This is a genomic window from Janibacter cremeus (assembly GCF_029395675.1).
In the GTDB taxonomy this organism is placed as follows: Bacteria; Actinomycetota; Actinomycetes; order Actinomycetales; family Dermatophilaceae; genus Janibacter; species Janibacter cremeus_A.
This window is the reverse complement of sequence record NZ_CP115184.1, coordinates 378,881-396,328: the sequence shown is the minus strand read 5'-3', so window position 1 is coordinate 396,328 and position 17,448 is coordinate 378,881. Positions and strand designations below refer to the sequence as shown.

Here is a 17,448-nt window from a genome sequence, read left to right as displayed (position 1 = left end):
CGGCTCGTGAGCGGACTGCTGATCACCGGAACCTCCTCCGATGCGGGGAAGTCCCTCGTCGTCACCGGCCTGTGCCGAGTCCTCGCCCGGCGCGGCCTGTCGGTCGCGCCGTACAAGGCCCAGAACATGTCGAACCACTCGATGGTCTGCCGCGACGGCTCCGAGATCGGTCGGGCGCAGTACCTCCAGGCGCAGGCGGCCGGCGTCGAGGCGACGTCGGCGATGAACCCGGTCCTGCTCAAGCCCGGCAGCGACCGGCGCGCCCACGTCGTCGTGCGCGGTCGACCCGCCGGGCAGCTGCGGGCCGGTGAGTACACCACGGGCCGGCAGCACCTCGCCGACGCCGCCTTCGCCGCGTACGAGGAGCTGTCCGCCGACCACGACGTCGTCGTCTGCGAGGGCGCGGGCTCCCCCGCGGAGATCAACCTGCGTGCCGGCGACTACGTCAACCTCGGTCTGGCGCAAAGCTTCTCGATGCCGACAGTGCTCGTCGGTGACATCGACCGCGGTGGGGTGCTCGCGGCGCTGTACGGGACGTGGGCGCTGGTGTCCGACGAGGACCGGCCGCTGCTGGCGGCGTACGTCATCAACAAGTTCCGCGGGGACGCCTCGGTGCTCGAGCCCGGGCTGGCGGAGATCACCCGCCGCACGGGGATGCCCTCGCTCGGGGTGCTGCCATGGCTGGAGGACGTGTGGCTGGACTCCGAGGACGGCCTCTCGGTCGGCGCGTGGGGGGACGGCGACGTCGGTGGGACGGCCGACCAGCACCTCACGGTCGCGGTGGTCCGGCTGCCGCGCACATCCAACGCCACCGACGTCGACGCCCTGGCCGCGGAGCCGGGCGTGGACGTGCGGGTGACACGGGACGTCGACACCGCCCGGGAGGCCGACCTGCTCGTGCTCCCCGGCTCGCGGGCGACGGTCTCGGACCTGGCCTGGCTGCGGCGCTCGGGCCTCGCCGACGTAGTCGTCGAGCGCGCGCGGCGCGGTGCGCCGGTCCTGGGCATCTGCGGCGGCTACCAGATGCTCGCCGACGAGATCGTCGACGGCGTGGAGGGCGAAGGCGGTGTCCTGAGGCGCGACGAAGGGGCCTCGAAGGGGGGCGAGCACCCCTCCCCCGCAGCGGTGCCCGGTCTGGGGTTGCTCCCCGGACGGGTCGACTTCCGCGAGGAGAAGGTCCTCGCGCGACCGTCCGGAGGCTGGCACGGACACCCTGTCGAGGGCTACGAGATCCACCACGGCGTCGTGACCCCGACCGGCGGCGAGGACTTCCCGGGCGGGCACGCGGTCGGACCGGTGCGCGGGTCGATCTGGCACGGCACGCTGGAGTGCGACGACTTCCGGCACGCCCTCCTGACCGACGTGGCGACCACGACCGGGTCGGGCTGGCGCGCACCCGCCGGGGGGACCCCCTTCGCCGCACGCCGGGAGCGGATGGTCGACACCCTCGCCAACGCCCTGGAGGCGCACGTCGACGTCGACGCCCTCCTGGCCATGGTCGGGGAGACCCCGTGAAGAATCCAACGGCCCGCCCGGGCAGCGTTCGATCGATCCGGGTCATCGGCATCGGCGCCGGGTCGCCCGGTCACGTGACCGCCGAGGCCGCCGAGGCGCTGGCCGAGGTCGACGTCTTCCTCGTCGCCGACAAGGGCGACGCGAAGGACGAGCTGGTGGCCGTGCGGCGCGCGATCTGCGACCGCTTCGTGCCGGCCGACCACGCGTACGAGTTCGTCACCGTGCCGGACCCGAGGCGCGGCCCCGACGCCGAGCGCGACTCCGGCGCATACGCGCAGGGAGTGCGCGACTGGCACGCCGCACGCACCGACGCCTACGTGCGGATCATCGAGGAGCTGCCGTCGGACGCCGTCGTCGGGTTCCTCGTGTGGGGGGACCCGGCCTTCTACGACAGCACGATCCGCGTCGTCGACGCGATCGGCGAGCGCCTCCCCACCACGGTCCGGGTCATCCCGGGGATCTCCGCCTTCCAGACCCTCGCCGCCGCGCACGGGATCGTGCTGCACCGCGTCGGCGAACCCGTCCACGTCACGACCGGGCGCCGGCTCGTCGACGAGTGGACCCGTGCGGAGTCCGCCGGGCTCGCGCTCGGCACGGTGGTCGTCATGCTCGACGGGCACCTCCACTGCCGCGAGATCGCCCACACCCACCCGGACACGGTCATCCACTGGGGCGCCTACGTCGGCATGCCCCAGCAGGAGCTGCGCTCCGGGCGCCTGGCCGACGTCATCGACGAGATCGTCGACCTGCGTGCCCGGCTGCGCGAGGAGCACGGCTGGGTGATGGACGTCTACGCGCTCACGCCGGCCCGAGCTGGGCTCAGTCGTTGATCGCCTCGATGCCGCGGCGGGACAGGTCGGCGACCCCGTCGCGCATCCGCTGCACGGCCTCGGGTGGGTGCGGCTCCCAGTCGGTGACCTCACCCACGACGCGCAGCGGCTCACGCGTGCGGTAGGAGCGCGTGGGGTTGCCCGGGAACCGCTGGTCGGTGAGGTTGGGGTCGTCCTCGATCACGCCGGTGGGTTGCACCTCGTACAGGCGAGGAGGCCCCTCGCCGAGGGCCAGCTCCGCGCCCCAGACCGCGGCGTCCCGGGTCGCGGTGAGGTAGATGAAGTTGGCCCGCTGACGCACGCCGTAGTTGGAGTCACGCCCCGGCTCCAGCAGGTCGCCGACCTGGAGGTGGGCCCGGGTGCCGTGGAAGAAGGGACCGGTGTCCTCGACCTCGCGGGTGCCGAGCACACGCCGGACGATCGCGTCGATCGCGGGCGCGAGGAACTGGTGGCCGCCGTGGTGGCGGTACCTCACCAGGGCATCGGGCAACCGCGCGGCGAGCAGGTACAGGTGCTCGACGGGCACCACCTCGTCGTCGAGGCAGTGGTGCAGCTCGATCTCGACACCCGCCGGGAGCCGGTCGGCGGTGTCGTGGGGCAGGGCGAGCTCGGGCACGTCCCAGCCGTCCGGTCCCCAGTCGGGGGTGGCGAGGAGGATGAGGCGACGGATCCCGAGGTCGCGCTCGGTGAGCATCCTGAGCACCGTCGAGCCGCCGAAGGAGTGGCCCACGACCACGTCGACGTCGGCGCCCAGGTGCTCGGCGATCTGCTGCGACCAGGCCTCGTGGGTCGTCTCGCCCTCGTCGAGGTCGGGGGCGAGCACCTCCTCGTCGAGCCCCGCCCGCAGGGCATCGACCATCACCTGGTCGTCCTCGGAGCCGCCGGCACCGTGCAGGAAGAGAACCGTCATCGCGCCGAATCTACCGGCGCGCAGGCGGAAGGTGCCACGGGTCGGTCACCCGTGCGGGAGACGTGTCTCAGCGGGTCCGGGCGGCGACGCGGCGCACCGCCAGCCCCTGCAGGAGCATCGAGGCGGCGAGACAGGCGCCGACGCCCTCGCCGGCCCGCAGCCGCAGGTCGAGCAGGGGCTCCAGACCGAGCTCGCGCAGCACGAGGGCGTGGGCCCGCTCGCGACTGACCTGCCCGGCGAGGAGGTAGCCCTGCACCCCCGGCTCCAGACGCGCGGCGATGACCCCGGGCAGCGAGGCAGCAAGGCCGTCGAGGACGACGAGCGCACCCGCCGCGGCGGCACCGAGGGTGACCCCGGTGAGCAGCGCGATCTCCGGGCCACCGACGGTGGCGAGGAGGCGAAGGGGGCTGGGCGGCCCGGCCTCCCCCTTCGTCCGGGCGAGCGCGGACGCGACGACCTCGCGCTTACGCGCGACCATCGCTGCGTCGGAGCCGGAGCCGAGGCCGACGGCGTCCTGGGGCTCGAGGTCGAGCAGGGCGCAGGCGAGTGCGGCCGCGACCGTCGTGTTGCCGACACCGACCTCGCCGAGGCAGACGAGGCCGGAGGCCGCTGCCTCGGCGCCGACCTCCCGACCGGCCGCGACGAGGGCCTCGACGTCCGCGACGGTCATCGCGTCGGTCGTGGCGAGGTCACCCCGCGGGCCGGACGGGCGCGCGTCCCGGGCGCCCGCGACCGGGGTGGCCACGCCCGCGTCGACCGGGACGACGGCGAGACCGGCGCCCGCCGCCGTGGCGGCACCGAGGGAGGTACCCGCGACGCTCGCGGTGAGCACGTCGCCCGTCGACGAGGCGGGGAAGGCACTGACCCCGAGGTCGGTCACGGGGTGGTCCGCCCCGGCGAGCACGAGCGTGCCGCCGGTGACGCCCTCCGCGCCCACGGCGACCGCCCGGTTGAGCGCCCGGTCGAGGACACCCAGCGACTCCGGCGGCGAGAGCAGCTCGTCGGCGGCGTCGGTGGCCGAGACCAGGCGCTCCCCCGCGGGGGCCCGCAGGTGCGAGACGGGTTGCCGCGGCGCGCCCTCGTCCGCGGGCCACCGGTCGCGGATGACGACCTCGTCGAGCGGTGTCCTCCGCGACCAGGCCGCCCGCTCCAGCCCGGGCGAGGGCGGCCGCTCGTCCGGCCAGCCCAGGCACAACCAGCCGAGGGTGACGACGCCCTCGGGCAGGCCGAGCAGGTCGGCGAGCTCGTCGGGGTCGAAGAGCGTCACCCAGCCCATGCCCAAGCCGTGCGCGCGGGCCGTGAGCCACATGTTCTCGATCGCGGTGGCGCACGACCACAGGTCCGCGTCGGGGAAGGTCGCCCGGCCGAGGACACCGCTCGCGGGTGTCCGCCGGTCGCACGCGACGACGACCCCGACCGGGGCCTCGCGCAGGCCCTCGAGCTTGAGGTCGAGCATGCGGGCTGCGCGCTCGGAGGCCAGGTGCTCGGCCTGCTGCAGACGGGCCCGGTCGGCCATCGCCGCGGCCCGGTCACGGGTGGCGGGGTCGGTGACGACGATGAACCGCCACGGCTGGGAGTGGCCGACGCTGGGGGCGCGGTGACCGGCCTCGAGGACGGCGGTGAGCAGGTCCTCCGGCACGGCGTCCGGTCGGTAGCGGCGGATGTCCCGCCGCCCGGCGACCACCGCGGCGAGCGCCTCGGTCACCGTCTCCCCCATCGCCCAGCCGGCAGGGTCCTCCCGCCGCTGCGCGGCGCTGCTCACGTCCCCGACGGTGGGGACGGGCCGCGCGTACCGGGGGGCGCCCCCTTCGTCGGTCATCGTCAGTCTCCGTCCGCTGCGTCTTCCAGATCACCCTCGACGTCCAGGTACACCTGCTGCATCCGCTGCACGACCTCAGTATCGGGCTCCTCCCACAGGCCCCGGTCGGCGGCCTCGGTGAGCTTCTCGACGATGCCGCGCAGCGCCCACGGGTTGGCCCGGCGCATGAACTCCTGGTTGGCCCCGTCGAGGACGTAGTCACGCGCGATCCGGTCGTACATCCAGTCGTGGACGACGCCGGCGGTGGCGTCGAAGCCGAAGAGGTAGTCCACGGTCGCCGCCAGCTCGAAGGCGCCCTTGTAGCCGTGCCGCTGCATCGCCGAGACCCACCGCGGGTTGACCACGCGGGAGCGGAAGACGCGGTTGGTCTCCTCCTGCAGGGTGCGGGTCCGCACGGCGTCCGGCGAGGTGGAGTCGCCGACGTAGGCCTTCGGCTCGGCGCCCGTCAGCGCGCGCACGGTGGCGACCATGCCGCCGTGGTACTGGAAGTAGTCGTCGGAGTCGAGGATGTCGGACTCGCGGTTGTCGACGTTCTTCGCCGCGACCTGGATGCGTCGGTAGGTGCGCTCCATGTCCTCGGCGGCGGGCGCCCCGTCGAGGTCGCGGCCGTAGGCGTAGCCGCCCCACTGCGTGTAGACCTGCGCGAGGTCCTCGTCGCTGCGCCAGCTGCCGGACTCGACGACCTGGAGGATGCCGGCGCCGTAGCTACCGGGCTTGGAGCCGAAGATCCTTGTGCGCGAACGCCGCTCGTCCCCGTGCTCGGCGAGGTCGGCCGCCGCGTGGGCGCGCACGTGGTTGTCCTCGGCGCTCTCGTCGAGCCCGGCGACGAGGGCGACGGCGTCGTCGATGAGTGCGATGACGTGCGGAAAGGCGTCGCGGAAGAACCCGGAGATGCGCACCGTGACGTCGACGCGGGGACGAGCGAGCTCGGCGAGCGGGATCGGCTCGAGCCCGGTCACGCGACGGGACTGCTCGTCCCACACCGGGGTGACGCCGAGCAGCGCGAGCACCTCGCCGATGTCGTCCCCGGAGGTGCGCATGGCCGAGGTGCCCCACATCGACAGGCCGACCGAGCGCGGCAGCCCACCGGTCTCCTCGCGGTAGCGCTCGAGCAGCGAGTCCGCCATCGCCGTGCCGGTCTGGTAGGCCAGCCGCGAGGGGATCGCCTTGGGGTCGACGGAGTAGAAGTTGCGGCCGGTGGGCAGGACGTTGACCAGGCCGCGAAGGGGGGACCCGCTCGGCCCCGCGGGCACGTACCCGCCGTCGAGGGCGTGCAGGACGACGTCGAGCTCCCGGTCGGTCGCCGCGAGGCGAGGCACGACCTGGGTGGCGGCGAACTCGAGGACGCGGGTGACCTCGTCGACCCGGCCGGGATCGAGGTCCGGCTCCGCCTCTGCGACGACGGCGCTCGCGGAGCCGGCCGACCAGTCGCGTGCGGCGAGCCCCTCGACGAGGCGACGGGCCCTCCCTTCGACCGCGTCGGTCTCGGTGGCCGAGGCGTCCTCGCCGAGCCCGAGCGCGGCGCGCAGGCCGGGCACGGACCCGACCTGCCCGGAGAAGACCTGGGCGGCGCGCAGGACGGCGAGCACGAGGTTGACCAGCTCCTCCCCCTCGGGCGCCTGACCGAGGACGTGCAGACCGTCGCGGATCTGGACGTCCTTGATCTCGCAGAGCCAGCCGTCGACGTGCATGACGAGCTCGTCGAAGCCCTCCGCGTCGTCGAGGTCGACGTCCGTCAGGCCGAGGTCGACGTGCATCTGCGCGGCGTGGATCAGCTGCCAGATCTCACCGCGCAGGGCCGGCGCCTTGGCCGGGTCCATGGCGGTGACGTTCCCGTACTCGTCGAGCAGCTGCTCCAGGCGCGCGATGTCGCCGTAGGACTCGGCGCGGGCCATCGGCGGGATGAGGTGGTCGACGATCGTCGCGTGGGCGCGGCGCTTGGCCTGGGTGCCCTCGCCGGGGTCGTTGACGAGGAAGGGGTAGATCAGCGGCACGTTGCCCAGCGCGGCGTCGGTGCCGCAGGCGGCGGACATCGCGAGGTTCTTGCCGGAGAGCCACTCGAGGTTGCCGTGCTTGCCGACGTGGACGATCGCGTGCGCGCCGAACTCCTCCTCGATCCAGCGGTAGGTCGCCAGGTAGTGGTGCGTCGGCGGCAGGTCGGGGTCGTGGTAGATCGCGATCGGGTTCTCCCCGAAGCCGCGCGGCGGCTGCACGAGCAGCGCGACATTGCCCCGCACGAGGGCTGCGGTGACGATCTCCCCCTTCGCGTCCCGGGTGGTGTCGACGAAGACCTCGCCCGGCGCCTCGCCCCAGTGCTCGGTCATCGCCCCGCGCAGCTCGTCCGGGAGGCGGTCGAACCACTCGCGGTACCGGTCGGCGGGGATGCGCACCTGCGCGCCCTCGACCTGCTCCTGGGTGAGCCACTCCTCGTCCTGCCCGCCGGCGGCGATGAGCTCGTGGACCAGGGCGTTGCCGCACGTGGTGTCGGGCGCCTCGCCGTCGACCTCGGGCAGCGGGTCCATCCCGACGCAGCCCTCCCCGAGGTCGTAGCCGGCCTCGCGCATCGCGCGCAGCAGGCGGACCGTCGAGACCGGGGTGTCGAGGCCGACGGCGTTGCCCAGGCGGGAGTGCTTCGTCGGGTACGCGGAGAGGACGACCGCGACCCGGCGCTGCGCCGGCGGGGTGGATCGCAGCCGCGCGTGGCCCACCGCGATGCCGGCGACGCGGGCGGCGCGCTCGGGGTCGGCGGCATAGTGCGGCAGGCCCTCCTCGTCGAACTCCTTGAACGAGAAGGCGACGGTGATCAGCCGGCCGTCGAACTCGGGGACGGCGACCTGGGTGGCGACGTCGAGCGGGCTCATCCCGTCGTCGGAGTCGGCCCAGTCGGCACGGCCCCAGGTCAGGCACAGCCCCTGCAGGATCGGGATGTCCAGGGCGGCGAGCGCCTCGACGTCCCAGGCCTCGTCGTCCTCCCCGGCGCCGGCGGTGGCGGGCCTGGTGCCGCCGGCGGCGAGCACGGTGGTGACCATCGCGTCGAGGGTGGCGAGGTGGGCGAGCAGCCCCTCCGGGGCGTCGCGCAGGGACGCGGCGTGGATGACCTCGCCGTGGCCGCCGGCGGCGTCGATCGCGTCGGCGAGGGCGTGCGCGTAGGCGGTGTTGCCGGCCGCGTACTGGGCCCGGTAGATGAGCACACCGACGCGGGGGCGCACGGCCCCGTCGGGAAGGGGGGCGGGTGCCTCCCGCTCGAGGACACCCCAGGTCGGCAGGGCCCTCGGGGCGTCGAAGACCTCGCCGGTGAGCAGCAGGGTGTCACCGAGGAAGGCGTGCAGCTGGGTGAGGTTCGCCGGACCGCCCTCGGCGAGGTAGCGGTGGGCCTCCGCGGCGGTGCCGGGTGGCACGGTCGACAGCTCCATGAGCGCGGCGTCCGGCTCCTGGGTGCCGCCGAGGACGACGAGGGGGGCGGCGGCCGTGCGCAGGTCGGCGAAGCCCTCCCACAGTCCTTGCGGGGAGCCGAGGTAGCGCACGACGACGATGTCGGCGCCGGAGACGCGCTCGGCGATCTGCTCCTCGTCCAGGCGGGCCGGGTTGCCGACGACGAAGTCGGCACCGGAGTCGGTGGCGGTCCGGGCGCTGAGCAGGTCGGTGTCGGACGTGGACAGCAGGGCAACGGTGGGCACGTCGTGCGCTCCTTGAGCGGGGTTCCGCGCCCCGCGGTCGAAAGGGACCCGCGCCGTGTGCCCGGGCCAGCGGATCCGACGTGTCTGACTCGCGAATCAATCGCTCACAGTGGCGGGACCGTCCCGGGTTCGCACCGGGTTCCGTCTGGATCTGCCGAGCGCAGCCTACCCACCCGGGTGGTCGCGCCTGCCGGCCGTCCACCTCATGCGCTCGTGGACCGCCACCAGCTGCCGGTAGCCGATGGCGATGTTCGCGACGACCTCGGGGACCCGCCACGCGCCCAGCGGCAGCCGCTCGGCACGCGGCATGGTCGAGCGGCCCAAGGCGGCCAGCCAGACGCCGACGAGCGTGAGGATCAGTACGGCTGTCAGGACATCCAGCATGCGGCCCTCCCGGCACGGTCTCCCCCCCATTAGAGCCGCGACCGACACGGAGGACAAGGACCGCACTGCCGGACCCTGCGTATGCTGCGACCCCGTGTCCACCCCTTCGCCCTCCCGGGACGGCGCCGACCGCTGCCCGGGACTGCTGGCGCCCTTCGTCTCCGCGGACGGCGCCATGGTCCGGCTGCGCTTCCCCGGTGGTCGGATCAAGGCCGCGACGCTGGGCGAGATCTCCTCCCTCGCAACGCGATTCGGTGACCCGGACATCACCCTCACCTCCCGCGGGAGCGTCCAGCTGCGCGGCCTGGCGGACCCGCTCCCCCGCGGGCTCGTCGCCGCCGTCGACGACCTCGGGCTCGTCCCGTCCGGCGCCCACGACAAGGCGCGCAACATCGTCGCGGACCCGGCGGGCGTGCTGGACGACCTCGTCGCCGACCTCGACGCGGGACTGCTCGCCGACCCGGACCTCGCAGGACTGCCCGGGCGGTTCCTGATGGCCGTCGCCGAGCCGGACGGGCCGGTCCTGGCCGAGCCGTGGGACCTGGCGATCGTGGACGAAGGGGGGTCCGCTCGCGTCGTCGTCGACGGCAGGGGCGTCGTGGTCGCCCGTGGTGATGCCGTCGGCTGCGCTCTCGAGGCGGCCCGGCGCTTCCTCGCGAGGCGTACCGACGAGCGCACGTGGAACGTGCGGGACCTGCCCGCGGCGGACCGGGCCGACCTGTTGCCGGGGGGCACCCCCTTCGCGCCCGCTCCCGGTGGGCCACCGGCACCGGGAGTCCACGGTGACGACCTCGTCGCCCTCGTGCCGCTGGGGGTGCTCACTCCGGAGATGGCCGAGGTGCTCTCCGGGCTTCGAGGCTCGTCGCAGAGCTCCTCGCACCTCAGCCGACGTGCATCGGTGGTTGAGGTGCGAGGCCGCCCGCGGCCGAGCCTCGAAACCACCCTGCGCACCACCCCGTGGCGGTCGGTCGTCGTGCCCGGGGGCGCCGCGCACGCGGACGACCTCGCGGCCGCGGGGTTCGCGACGACCGCCGACTCCCCCTGGACGGTCCTGACCGCCTGCGCCGGGGCACCCTCGTGCGGCCGCACGACGACGCGGACGCGCCGGATCGCGCGGGAGGCGGCCCCCTTCGTCGACGTCGACGGACCACCCGTGCACGTCATCGGGTGCGACCGCTCCTGCGGCCACCCCGCTCGCCCGCACAACATCTCCCTGAACCCGTCGACCACTGCGGACATCGTTGCCGCACAACGCTCCCCACGACCCGAGAAGGACCGATGAACGTGCTCATCCAGCCCCCGCGGCGCTACGACTACGTCACCGACGGCCAGGAGATCTACCGCCGCTCCTTCGCGACGATCCGCGACGAGGCCGACCTGTCCGCGCTGCCACCGAGCCTGCACGGCGCCGCGGTGCGGATCATCCACGCCGCCGGTGACGTCGCGATCACCCGCGACGTCGCCGCCCACCCCGGCGTCGCCGACGCCGCGCACGCGGCGCTGGCCGCCGGGGCGCCGATCCTCACCGACAGCCACATGCTCGCCTCGGGGGTGACCCGACGGCGGCTGCCCGCGGACAACGAGGTGGTCTGCACCCTGCGCGACGGCTCCGTGCCGGACCTGGCCCGAGAGTGGGAGACCACCCGCGCCGCTGCGGCCGTGTCCCTGTGGGCGGACCGGCTCGAGGGCGCGGTCGTGGCCATCGGCAACGCGCCGACCGCCCTGTTCCACCTGCTCGAGATGCTCCACGACGGGGCGCCGCGCCCGGCCGCGATCATCGGGATGCCGGTCGGCTTCGTCGGGTCGGCCGAGTCGAAGGTCGCCCTGGCCGGGCACGAGCTGCCCGGCGGCCCCGTGCCCTGGCTCGTCGTGCACGGCCGACGCGGCGGGTCGGCGATGGCCGCCGCCGCGCTCAACGCCCTCGCGAACCCGGACGAGCTGGCATGAGCGCGCACTTCTACGGTGTCGGCGTCGGCCCCGGCGACCCCGAGCTGATCACCCTCAAGGCCGCGCGGCTCATCGCCGGGGCCGACGTCGTCGCCTACCACGCGGGCACCGGCAAGCAGTCGATGGCCCGGTCCATCGCCGCCGACCTCATCCCCGAGGGTGTCGTCGAGGAGGAGCTGCGCTACCCGGTGACGACCGGCTTCACCGACCACCCGCGCGGCTACTACGGCGCGCTGGCCGACTTCTACGACGAGTGCTCCGACCGTCTCGAGGCGCACCTGGCAGCGGGGCGCACGGTCGTGGTCCTCGCCGTCGGGGACCCGCTGTTCTTCGGGTCCTTCATGTACGTCCACGACCGGCTCAGCCCCCGCTACCCCACCGAGGTGGTCCCGGGCATCACCTCGCTGTCGGCGGCCACGGCGGCCGTCGCCACCGGGCTGTGCCGCCACGAGGACACCCTGACCGTCCTGCCCGGCACGCTGCCCGTCACCGAGCTGGCCCGACGGCTCGCCGACACCGATGCGGCGATCATCATGAAGCTCGGCCGCACCTTCGCCGGCGTGCGCGAGGCGCTGCGCCGGGCCGGCGTGCTCGAGCGTGCCGTCTACGTCGAGCGAGCCTCCGGCACGGGGGAGGTCGTCCTGCCCGCCGCCGAGGTGGACGAGGGACGGGTGCCCTACATGTCGCTCGTCGTCGTCCCGGGGGAAGGGCTGCGCGACGACGCGGCGGGCCGGGCGGCCGACTTCGCACGGCTGACCGCGACCACCGACGAGGGCGACCTCACGCCCCCTTCGTCCCCCGGCACCGTGCACGTCGTCGGTCTCGGCCCCGGGCCGGACCGCTGGCTCACCCCCGAGGCGAGCGAGGTCCTCGCCGCGGTCGACCACGTCGTCGGCTACGGCCCCTACGTCGCCCGGGTGCCGCAACGAGAGGGGCTGACGCGGCACGCATCGGGCAACGGCGTGGAGACCGACCGCGGCCGGCTCGCGCTCGACCTGGCCCGGGCCGGGGACGACGTCGCCGTCGTCTCCGGGGGTGATGCAGGGGTCTTCGGGATGGCGACGGCGATCTTCGAGTCCCGGGAGAGCGCCCTGCACGACGACGCCGCGTATGCAGACGTCCCTGTACGAGTGGTACCCGGCGTGACCGCCGCGCACGCCGCGAGCGCGCTGGTCGGCGCCGTCCTCGGCGGCGACCACGCCCTGGTCAACCTCAGCGACAACCTCAAGCCGTGGGAGGTGCTCGCCGACCGGCTCACCGCCCTCGTCTCACGGGACGTCGCGGTCGCGCTGTACAACCCGCGGTCGCGCTCCCGCCCGGACACCCTCGGTGCCGCGCGGGACCTGCTCGTCGCGGCGGTCGGCCCCGAGCGGGTGGTCGTCGTCGCCCGCCACGTGGGCCGCGACGAGGAGTCCGTCGTCGTCACCACGCTCGGTGGGCTCGACGTCGCCGCCGTCGACATGGGGTGCCTCGTCGTCGTCGGCGCCTCGACCACGCGGGTCACCGCCGACGGACGGGTCTGGACGCCGCGCTCGCTGGGGAGCAGGGTTGGGGTGGACAACCCGTCCCGGACCGGACCCGCGGACGTGTCATCGCATGCCCGCCCCTCCCGCGGGTAGGACCCGGGCTGCGGACGCGGTCCGCGACACCGATCCGAAGGAGCCGCCGGTGAGCAGTGAATCCCGCAGCCTGCTCGGGACCGGCCCTCCGTCCACGTCCCCGCGCGTCCGGTCGACGCTGCTCGGCGCCGCGCACCCGGGCCCGGCACTGGCGGTGACCCTGCTGGCGGCGGCCTTCGCCGTGTCGACCGGCCTCGCTCCCGGGCGGGCCGCGCTCGTGACGGCCGCGGTCCTCGCCGGACAGTTGTCGATCGGGTGGGGCAACGACCTGCTCGACGCCCGCCGCGACCGTGCCGTCGGTCGGACCGACAAGCCCCTGGCAACCGGCGAGCTGCCGCTCCCGGTCGCGCGGTTCGCGTGCGCGGGAGCGATCGCGGCGACCGTGGTCCTGTCCCTGGCCTGCGGCCTCGTGGCCGGGGCCGTGCACCTGGGGTGCGTGGCCGCGGGCTGGGCCTACAACCTGGGCATCAAGGCCACGGTGTGGTCGTGGTTGCCCTACGCCCTCGCCTTCGGGGGGCTCCCGGTCTTCGTCACCCTCGCCGACCCGGGCTCCGGGCCGCCGCCCTGGTGGATCGTCGCCGCCGGGGCGCTCCTCGGCGTCGGCGCGCACCTGCTGAACACGCTGCCGGACCTCGCGGACGACGAGGCGACCGGTGTCCGCGGCCTGCCGCACCGGATCGGTGCCCGGGCCGCGTCGGTCCTGGCCGTCGCCGCCCTGACCACCGCATCGGTGGTGGTCGCCGTGGGCGCCGGGCAGGTGCCCCGGCCGGTCGTGGCGCTCGTGCTCGTCGCGGTCGTCGCCCTCGCGGGGCTCGCGCTGGTCGCCCGTGGTCGGGTCCCCTTCCGGGCAGCGATCGGCATCGCGGTGCTGGACGTGCTGCTGCTGGTGGTGGCGGCCGGATGAACGAGGAGACCTGGGACCTCGCCGTCGTCGGCGCCGGACCCGCCGGCTCGACCGCGGCCCTGGCGGCGTTGGCCCAGCAGCCCACCGCACGCGTGCTGCTGCTGGACCGGACACGCTTCCCCCGCGACAAGAGCTGCGGGGACGGGATCGCCCCGCACGTGCTCGACGTCCTCGCTCCCCTCGGTGCCGACGACGTCGTGGACGGCTGGCGTCCCCTGCAGCGGCTGGAGCTCTCGCGGGGTCGGCGCACCGTCGAGGGACAGATGGCGCGGCCGGTCCGGGTGGTCCCGCGCGAGGTCTTCGACGCCCGGCTCGTCGACCACGCGGTGGCCGCGGGCGCGCGGCTGGTGCAGCACCGCGTCCGCGATGTCCGGGTCGAGGACGGTGCCGTCGTGCTCGACGGACGCTTCCGGGCCCGGGTCGTCGTGGCCGCCGACGGTGCGCGCTCGGCGGTCCGCACCGCACTGGCCGGTCCCCGGCGCGTACGGGAGGCCATCGCGATCCGCGGCTATGCACCGACCCCGCCCGGGCGGGCCGGGCGCCAGCTGATCCGGTACGGCGAAGGGCGGTCCCAGCCGTCCTACGCGTGGGCCTTCGACCGCGGCGACGGGATCTCCAACGTGGGCTACGGGGAGCTGCTCGGTGGCCCACGGCAGCCCTCGCGCGGCGTGCTGCTCGACCAGCTCGAGCAGCTGCTGCCGGGGACCGTCCCGCAGGCCGAGCGGTGGCGCGGCCACCACCTGCCGCTCTCGGGCTGGGGGTGGCGGACCGAGCAGCCCGACGGACCCGTCCTCTACGCCGGCGACGCCGCCGGCCTGGTCAACCCGATGACCGGCGAAGGCATCTACTACGCGGTGGCCACGGGTGCCGTCGCGGGCCGCACCGCCATGACCTGCGTCGCCGACCACGCAGCGGTCGCCGCCGGGGCCCGCCACCGAGCCGCGGTCCGCGCCCTGCTCGAGCACCACCTGCGGCACACCTGGCTCGCCGGACGGCTGACCCGCCACCCGCAGGTCGTCGAGGCCGGGATCACCGCCGCGGGCAGGGACCAGCACACCTTCGACGACCTGGTCGAGCTCGGGCTCGGGGACGGCCGGCTGACGCCCCGCCTGGTCGCCTCGCTGGGCGCCGGCCTGATCCGCAACCAGCTGACCCCGATGAGAGGCTGACATGTCGACCACCGAGGTGCTCTCCGTCCGAGGGGCACTACCGCCCCACCGCCACAGCCAGGCGGAGATCACCGACGCCTTCGCCGAGGTCATCGCCCGCGGGGAGGTCGACCAGCGGGTGCTGCGGCGGCTGCACGCCAACGCCGGCGTGGAGCACCGCAACCTGGTGCTGCCCATCACCCGTTACGGCGAGCTCGAGGACTTCGGCCAGGCCAACGACCTCTTCCTCGAGCACGCCGTCGCCCTCGGCGCCCGGGCGCTGTCCGATGCGCTGGAGACCGCCGGCCTGCGCCGGGAGGACCTGGACCTGCTGGTCTGCGCGACCGTGACCGGCCTGGCCATCCCGTCACTGGATGCACGCATCGCGGCCGTGCTCGGGCTGCGGCCCGACCTGCGACGGGTCCCGATGGTCGGACTCGGGTGCGTCGCCGGGGCCGCCGGCCTCGCCCGCCTGCACGACTACCTCGGCGGCCACCCCGGTCGGGTCGCAGCGCTGGTCACGGTCGAGCTCTGCTCGCTGACCGTGCAGCGCGACGACACCTCGATGCCCAACCTCGTCGCCAGCGGCCTCTTCGGCGACGGCGCCGCGGCCGTGGTGGCCCGGGGCGGCGACGAGGGGCCGGGGTCCGAGGGCCCCGTCGAGGTCCTGGACAGCCGCAGCCGCCTCTACCCCGACTCCGAGCGCACCATGGGCTTCGACGTCAGTCACCACGGGCTGCGGATCGTGCTCGACGCCCAGGTACCCGCGATCGTCGGACGCTACATCGGCGAGGACGTCGACGGCTTCCTCGCCGACCACGGCCTGTCGCGGGCGGACATCGGGTGGTGGGTCTGCCACCCCGGTGGGCCGAAGGTCATCGACGCGCTTCGCGACGCCCTCGACCTGAGCGACCACGACCTCGCCCTGACGCGGGAGTCGCTGGCCGACATCGGCAACCTCTCCTCCGCCTCGGTGCTGCACGTGCTCGCCGACACCCTGCGGGAGCGGCCTCCCGCGCCGGGCAGCCTCGGGATGCTCATGGCACTGGGACCGGGGTTCTGCTCCGAGCTAGTACTGCTGCGCGCCACCGGGGACGGCGGTGCGCCGTGACCGGGCTGACCCCCTTCGTCGTCCTGGTCGGGCTCGTCGCCCTCGAGCGGCTGGCCGAGCTCGTGGTCTCCCGGCGCAACGCCGCGTGGAGCCTCGCGCGCGGTGGGCGCGAGTACGGCCGCGGGCACTACCCGGTGATGGTGGTATTGCACTCCGGCTTCCTCGTGGCCATGCTGGTGGAGGCCTTCGTGCGCCGCCCGGAGGTGCCATCGGTCCTCGCGTGGTCGATGCTGGCGCTGGTCGCGGCCTCCCAGGCGCTGCGCTGGTGGTGCATCCTCACCCTCGGCCCCCGGTGGAACACCCGGGTCATCGTGGTGCCCGACCTCCCTGCGGTCCGGACCGGCCCCTACCGCCTCCTCGCCCACCCCAACTACGTGGCGGTGGTCGTCGAGGGCATCGCGCTGCCGATGGTGCACGCCGCGTGGATCACCGCGGTCACGTTCACCGTCCTCAACGCCGGCCTGCTGGCCGTGCGGCTGCGGGTGGAGGACGCCGCCCTCGCGTCGCTGCCCGAGCCCGGGACCGCCGATGCGTGACCTGCTGGTGGCCGGGGGCGGCCCGATCGGACTCGCCGCGGCGCTGTACGCCGCCCGGGCCGGGCTGGACGTCGCGGTCCGCGAGCCGCGGAGCGGTGACATCGACAAGGCCTGCGGCGAAGGTCTGATGCCCGGCGCGGTGGCCGCCCTGGACGACCTGGGCGTCCTCCCCCACGGCCACCCGGTCCTCGGCGTGCGATACCTCGACGGGGCACGGACGGCGCAGGCGGACTTCCGCCACGGGCCCGGGCTGGGGGTGCGACGCACCGTGCTGCACGGCGCCCTGCGGGCCCGTGCCGCCGAGGCCGCGATCGAGGTCGACCACCGGCCGGTGCGCGAGGTCCTCGACCGCGGCGACCACCTCGTCGTCGACGGGGAGCCGACCCGCTACCTCGTCGCGGCCGACGGGCTGCACTCGCCGGTGCGCCGGCTGCTGGGACTGGGCCGGTCTCCGGCGCGCCATCGGCGCTACGGCTTGCGCTGCCACGTCGAGGTCGCGCCATGGACCTCCTACGTCGAGGTGCACTGGTCCGGCGCCGGCGAGGCCTACGTCACCCCGGTGGCCGAGGACCTCGTCGGCGTGGCCGTGCTCACCTCAGGACCACGACCGATGCCCGAGCTGCTCGCGCAGTTCCCACTCCTGGGCAGGCGCATCGCCGGACGGGCCACGTCACGGACCCGGGGCGCCGGCCCCCTGCGGCAGCGGTCCCGGGCGCGGGTCGCGGGTCGGGTGCTCCTGGTCGGCGACGCCGCAGGCTACGTGGACGCGCTCACCGGCGAGGGCATCGCGTTGGGGATGGCGCAGGCGCACGCGGCGGTGGCCGCCCTCGCGGAGGAGCGACCAGAGCGCTACGAGGGCGACTGGCGCCGGCTGCGCCGACGTCACGACCTGCTCACCGGGGGGCTGGTCCTGGCCACCGCCGTGCCACCGATCCGTCGTGGGATCGTCGGTGCCGCAGCCGGGGTGCCCGCCGTCTTCGACGCGGCGGTCAACCAGCTCGCCCGACCGGCCCGGACGGCCCGACCGGCCCGGGCGGCGCGGTGAGGC

At 74.8% G+C, this 17,448-nt stretch carries 14 protein-coding genes, 1 pseudogene and 1 riboswitch; of the genes and pseudogenes, 10 read left to right on the top strand and 5 right to left on the bottom strand.

Features of this window, described 5'->3' with window-relative positions; genetic code table 11:
• Positions 1–6: 6 nt before the first annotated feature.
• Both O9K63_RS01820 and cobF read left to right on the top strand, forming a co-directional pair.
• Entirely contained in the window at positions 7–1,515 is a 1,509-nt protein-coding gene (locus tag O9K63_RS01820; protein ID WP_277240093.1) for a cobyric acid synthase, read from the top strand.
• Positions 1,512–2,345 (top strand): precorrin-6A synthase (deacetylating), encoded by an 834-nt coding sequence (gene cobF / locus O9K63_RS01815; protein ID WP_277240092.1) that lies wholly within the window; start codon positions 1,512–1,514, stop codon positions 2,343–2,345. The genes O9K63_RS01820 and cobF overlap by 4 nt, the downstream gene beginning before the upstream one ends.
• On the opposite strand, the gene arr is transcribed toward cobF, so the two are convergent.
• The 5 genes and pseudogenes from arr to O9K63_RS01790 all read right to left on the bottom strand — a co-directional run bounded on the left by arr (position 2,335) and on the right by O9K63_RS01790 (position 9,135).
• On the bottom strand, positions 2,335–2,775 hold the full coding sequence (gene arr, locus O9K63_RS16845; protein ID WP_431190377.1) for an NAD(+)--rifampin ADP-ribosyltransferase: 441 nt from the start codon (positions 2,773–2,775) through the stop codon (positions 2,335–2,337). The genes cobF and arr overlap by 11 nt on opposite strands.
• A pseudogene (locus O9K63_RS16840) lies at positions 2,758–3,255 on the bottom strand (alpha/beta fold hydrolase); the annotation flags it as partial. The gene arr and the pseudogene O9K63_RS16840, both read right to left, overlap by 18 nt.
• 67 nt (positions 3,256–3,322) lie before the next feature.
• The gene (gene bluB / locus O9K63_RS01800) at positions 3,323–5,074 is read right to left on the bottom strand and encodes a 5,6-dimethylbenzimidazole synthase (RefSeq protein WP_277240091.1); all 1,752 of its coding nucleotides are present in this window, start codon (positions 5,072–5,074) and stop codon (positions 3,323–3,325) included.
• Between the two features lie 2 nt (positions 5,075–5,076).
• Complete coding sequence (gene cobN / locus O9K63_RS01795) at positions 5,077–8,751, bottom strand: cobaltochelatase subunit CobN (protein WP_277240090.1); 3,675 nt, start codon at positions 8,749–8,751, stop codon at positions 5,077–5,079.
• 80 nt (positions 8,752–8,831) lie between these two features.
• Positions 8,832–8,894, bottom strand: a riboswitch (cobalamin riboswitch).
• Between the two features lie 22 nt (positions 8,895–8,916).
• The gene (locus O9K63_RS01790; RefSeq protein WP_277240089.1) at positions 8,917–9,135 is read right to left on the bottom strand and encodes a hypothetical protein; all 219 of its coding nucleotides are present in this window, start codon (positions 9,133–9,135) and stop codon (positions 8,917–8,919) included.
• Between the two features lie 94 nt (positions 9,136–9,229).
• Between O9K63_RS01790 and O9K63_RS01785 the strand changes: the two genes are divergently transcribed.
• From O9K63_RS01785 to O9K63_RS01750, 8 genes are read left to right on the top strand one after another with little or no spacing between them, the layout of a single operon-like run.
• Entirely contained in the window at positions 9,230–10,417 is a 1,188-nt protein-coding gene (locus O9K63_RS01785; RefSeq protein WP_277240088.1) for a cobalamin biosynthesis protein CobG, read from the top strand.
• Positions 10,414–11,082: a precorrin-8X methylmutase gene (locus tag O9K63_RS01780; protein WP_277240087.1), complete on the top strand. Its 669-nt coding sequence runs from the start codon at positions 10,414–10,416 to the stop codon at positions 11,080–11,082. The genes O9K63_RS01785 and O9K63_RS01780 overlap by 4 nt, the downstream gene beginning before the upstream one ends.
• Positions 11,079–12,701, top strand: a complete 1,623-nt coding sequence (locus O9K63_RS01775) for a precorrin-2 C(20)-methyltransferase (RefSeq protein ID WP_277240086.1) — start codon at positions 11,079–11,081, stop codon at positions 12,699–12,701. Before O9K63_RS01780 ends, O9K63_RS01775 begins: the two co-directional genes overlap by 4 nt.
• A 49-nt stretch (positions 12,702–12,750) precedes the next feature.
• Positions 12,751–13,605, top strand: coding sequence for a UbiA family prenyltransferase (locus O9K63_RS01770; RefSeq protein ID WP_277240085.1), 855 nt, complete (start codon positions 12,751–12,753; stop codon positions 13,603–13,605).
• Positions 13,602–14,774, top strand: coding sequence for a geranylgeranyl reductase family protein (locus tag O9K63_RS01765; protein ID WP_277240084.1), 1,173 nt, complete (start codon positions 13,602–13,604; stop codon positions 14,772–14,774). Before O9K63_RS01770 ends, O9K63_RS01765 begins: the two co-directional genes overlap by 4 nt.
• 1 nt (position 14,775) lies before the next feature.
• Positions 14,776–15,864, top strand: a complete 1,089-nt coding sequence (locus tag O9K63_RS01760) for a type III polyketide synthase (protein ID WP_277240083.1) — start codon at positions 14,776–14,778, stop codon at positions 15,862–15,864.
• Complete coding sequence (locus O9K63_RS01755; protein WP_431190343.1) at positions 15,861–16,400, top strand: isoprenylcysteine carboxyl methyltransferase family protein; 540 nt, start codon at positions 15,861–15,863, stop codon at positions 16,398–16,400. Before O9K63_RS01760 ends, O9K63_RS01755 begins: the two co-directional genes overlap by 4 nt.
• Complete coding sequence (locus O9K63_RS01750) at positions 16,393–17,445, top strand: NAD(P)/FAD-dependent oxidoreductase (protein ID WP_277240082.1); 1,053 nt, start codon at positions 16,393–16,395, stop codon at positions 17,443–17,445. Before O9K63_RS01755 ends, O9K63_RS01750 begins: the two co-directional genes overlap by 8 nt.
• Positions 17,446–17,448 lie beyond the last annotated feature (3 nt).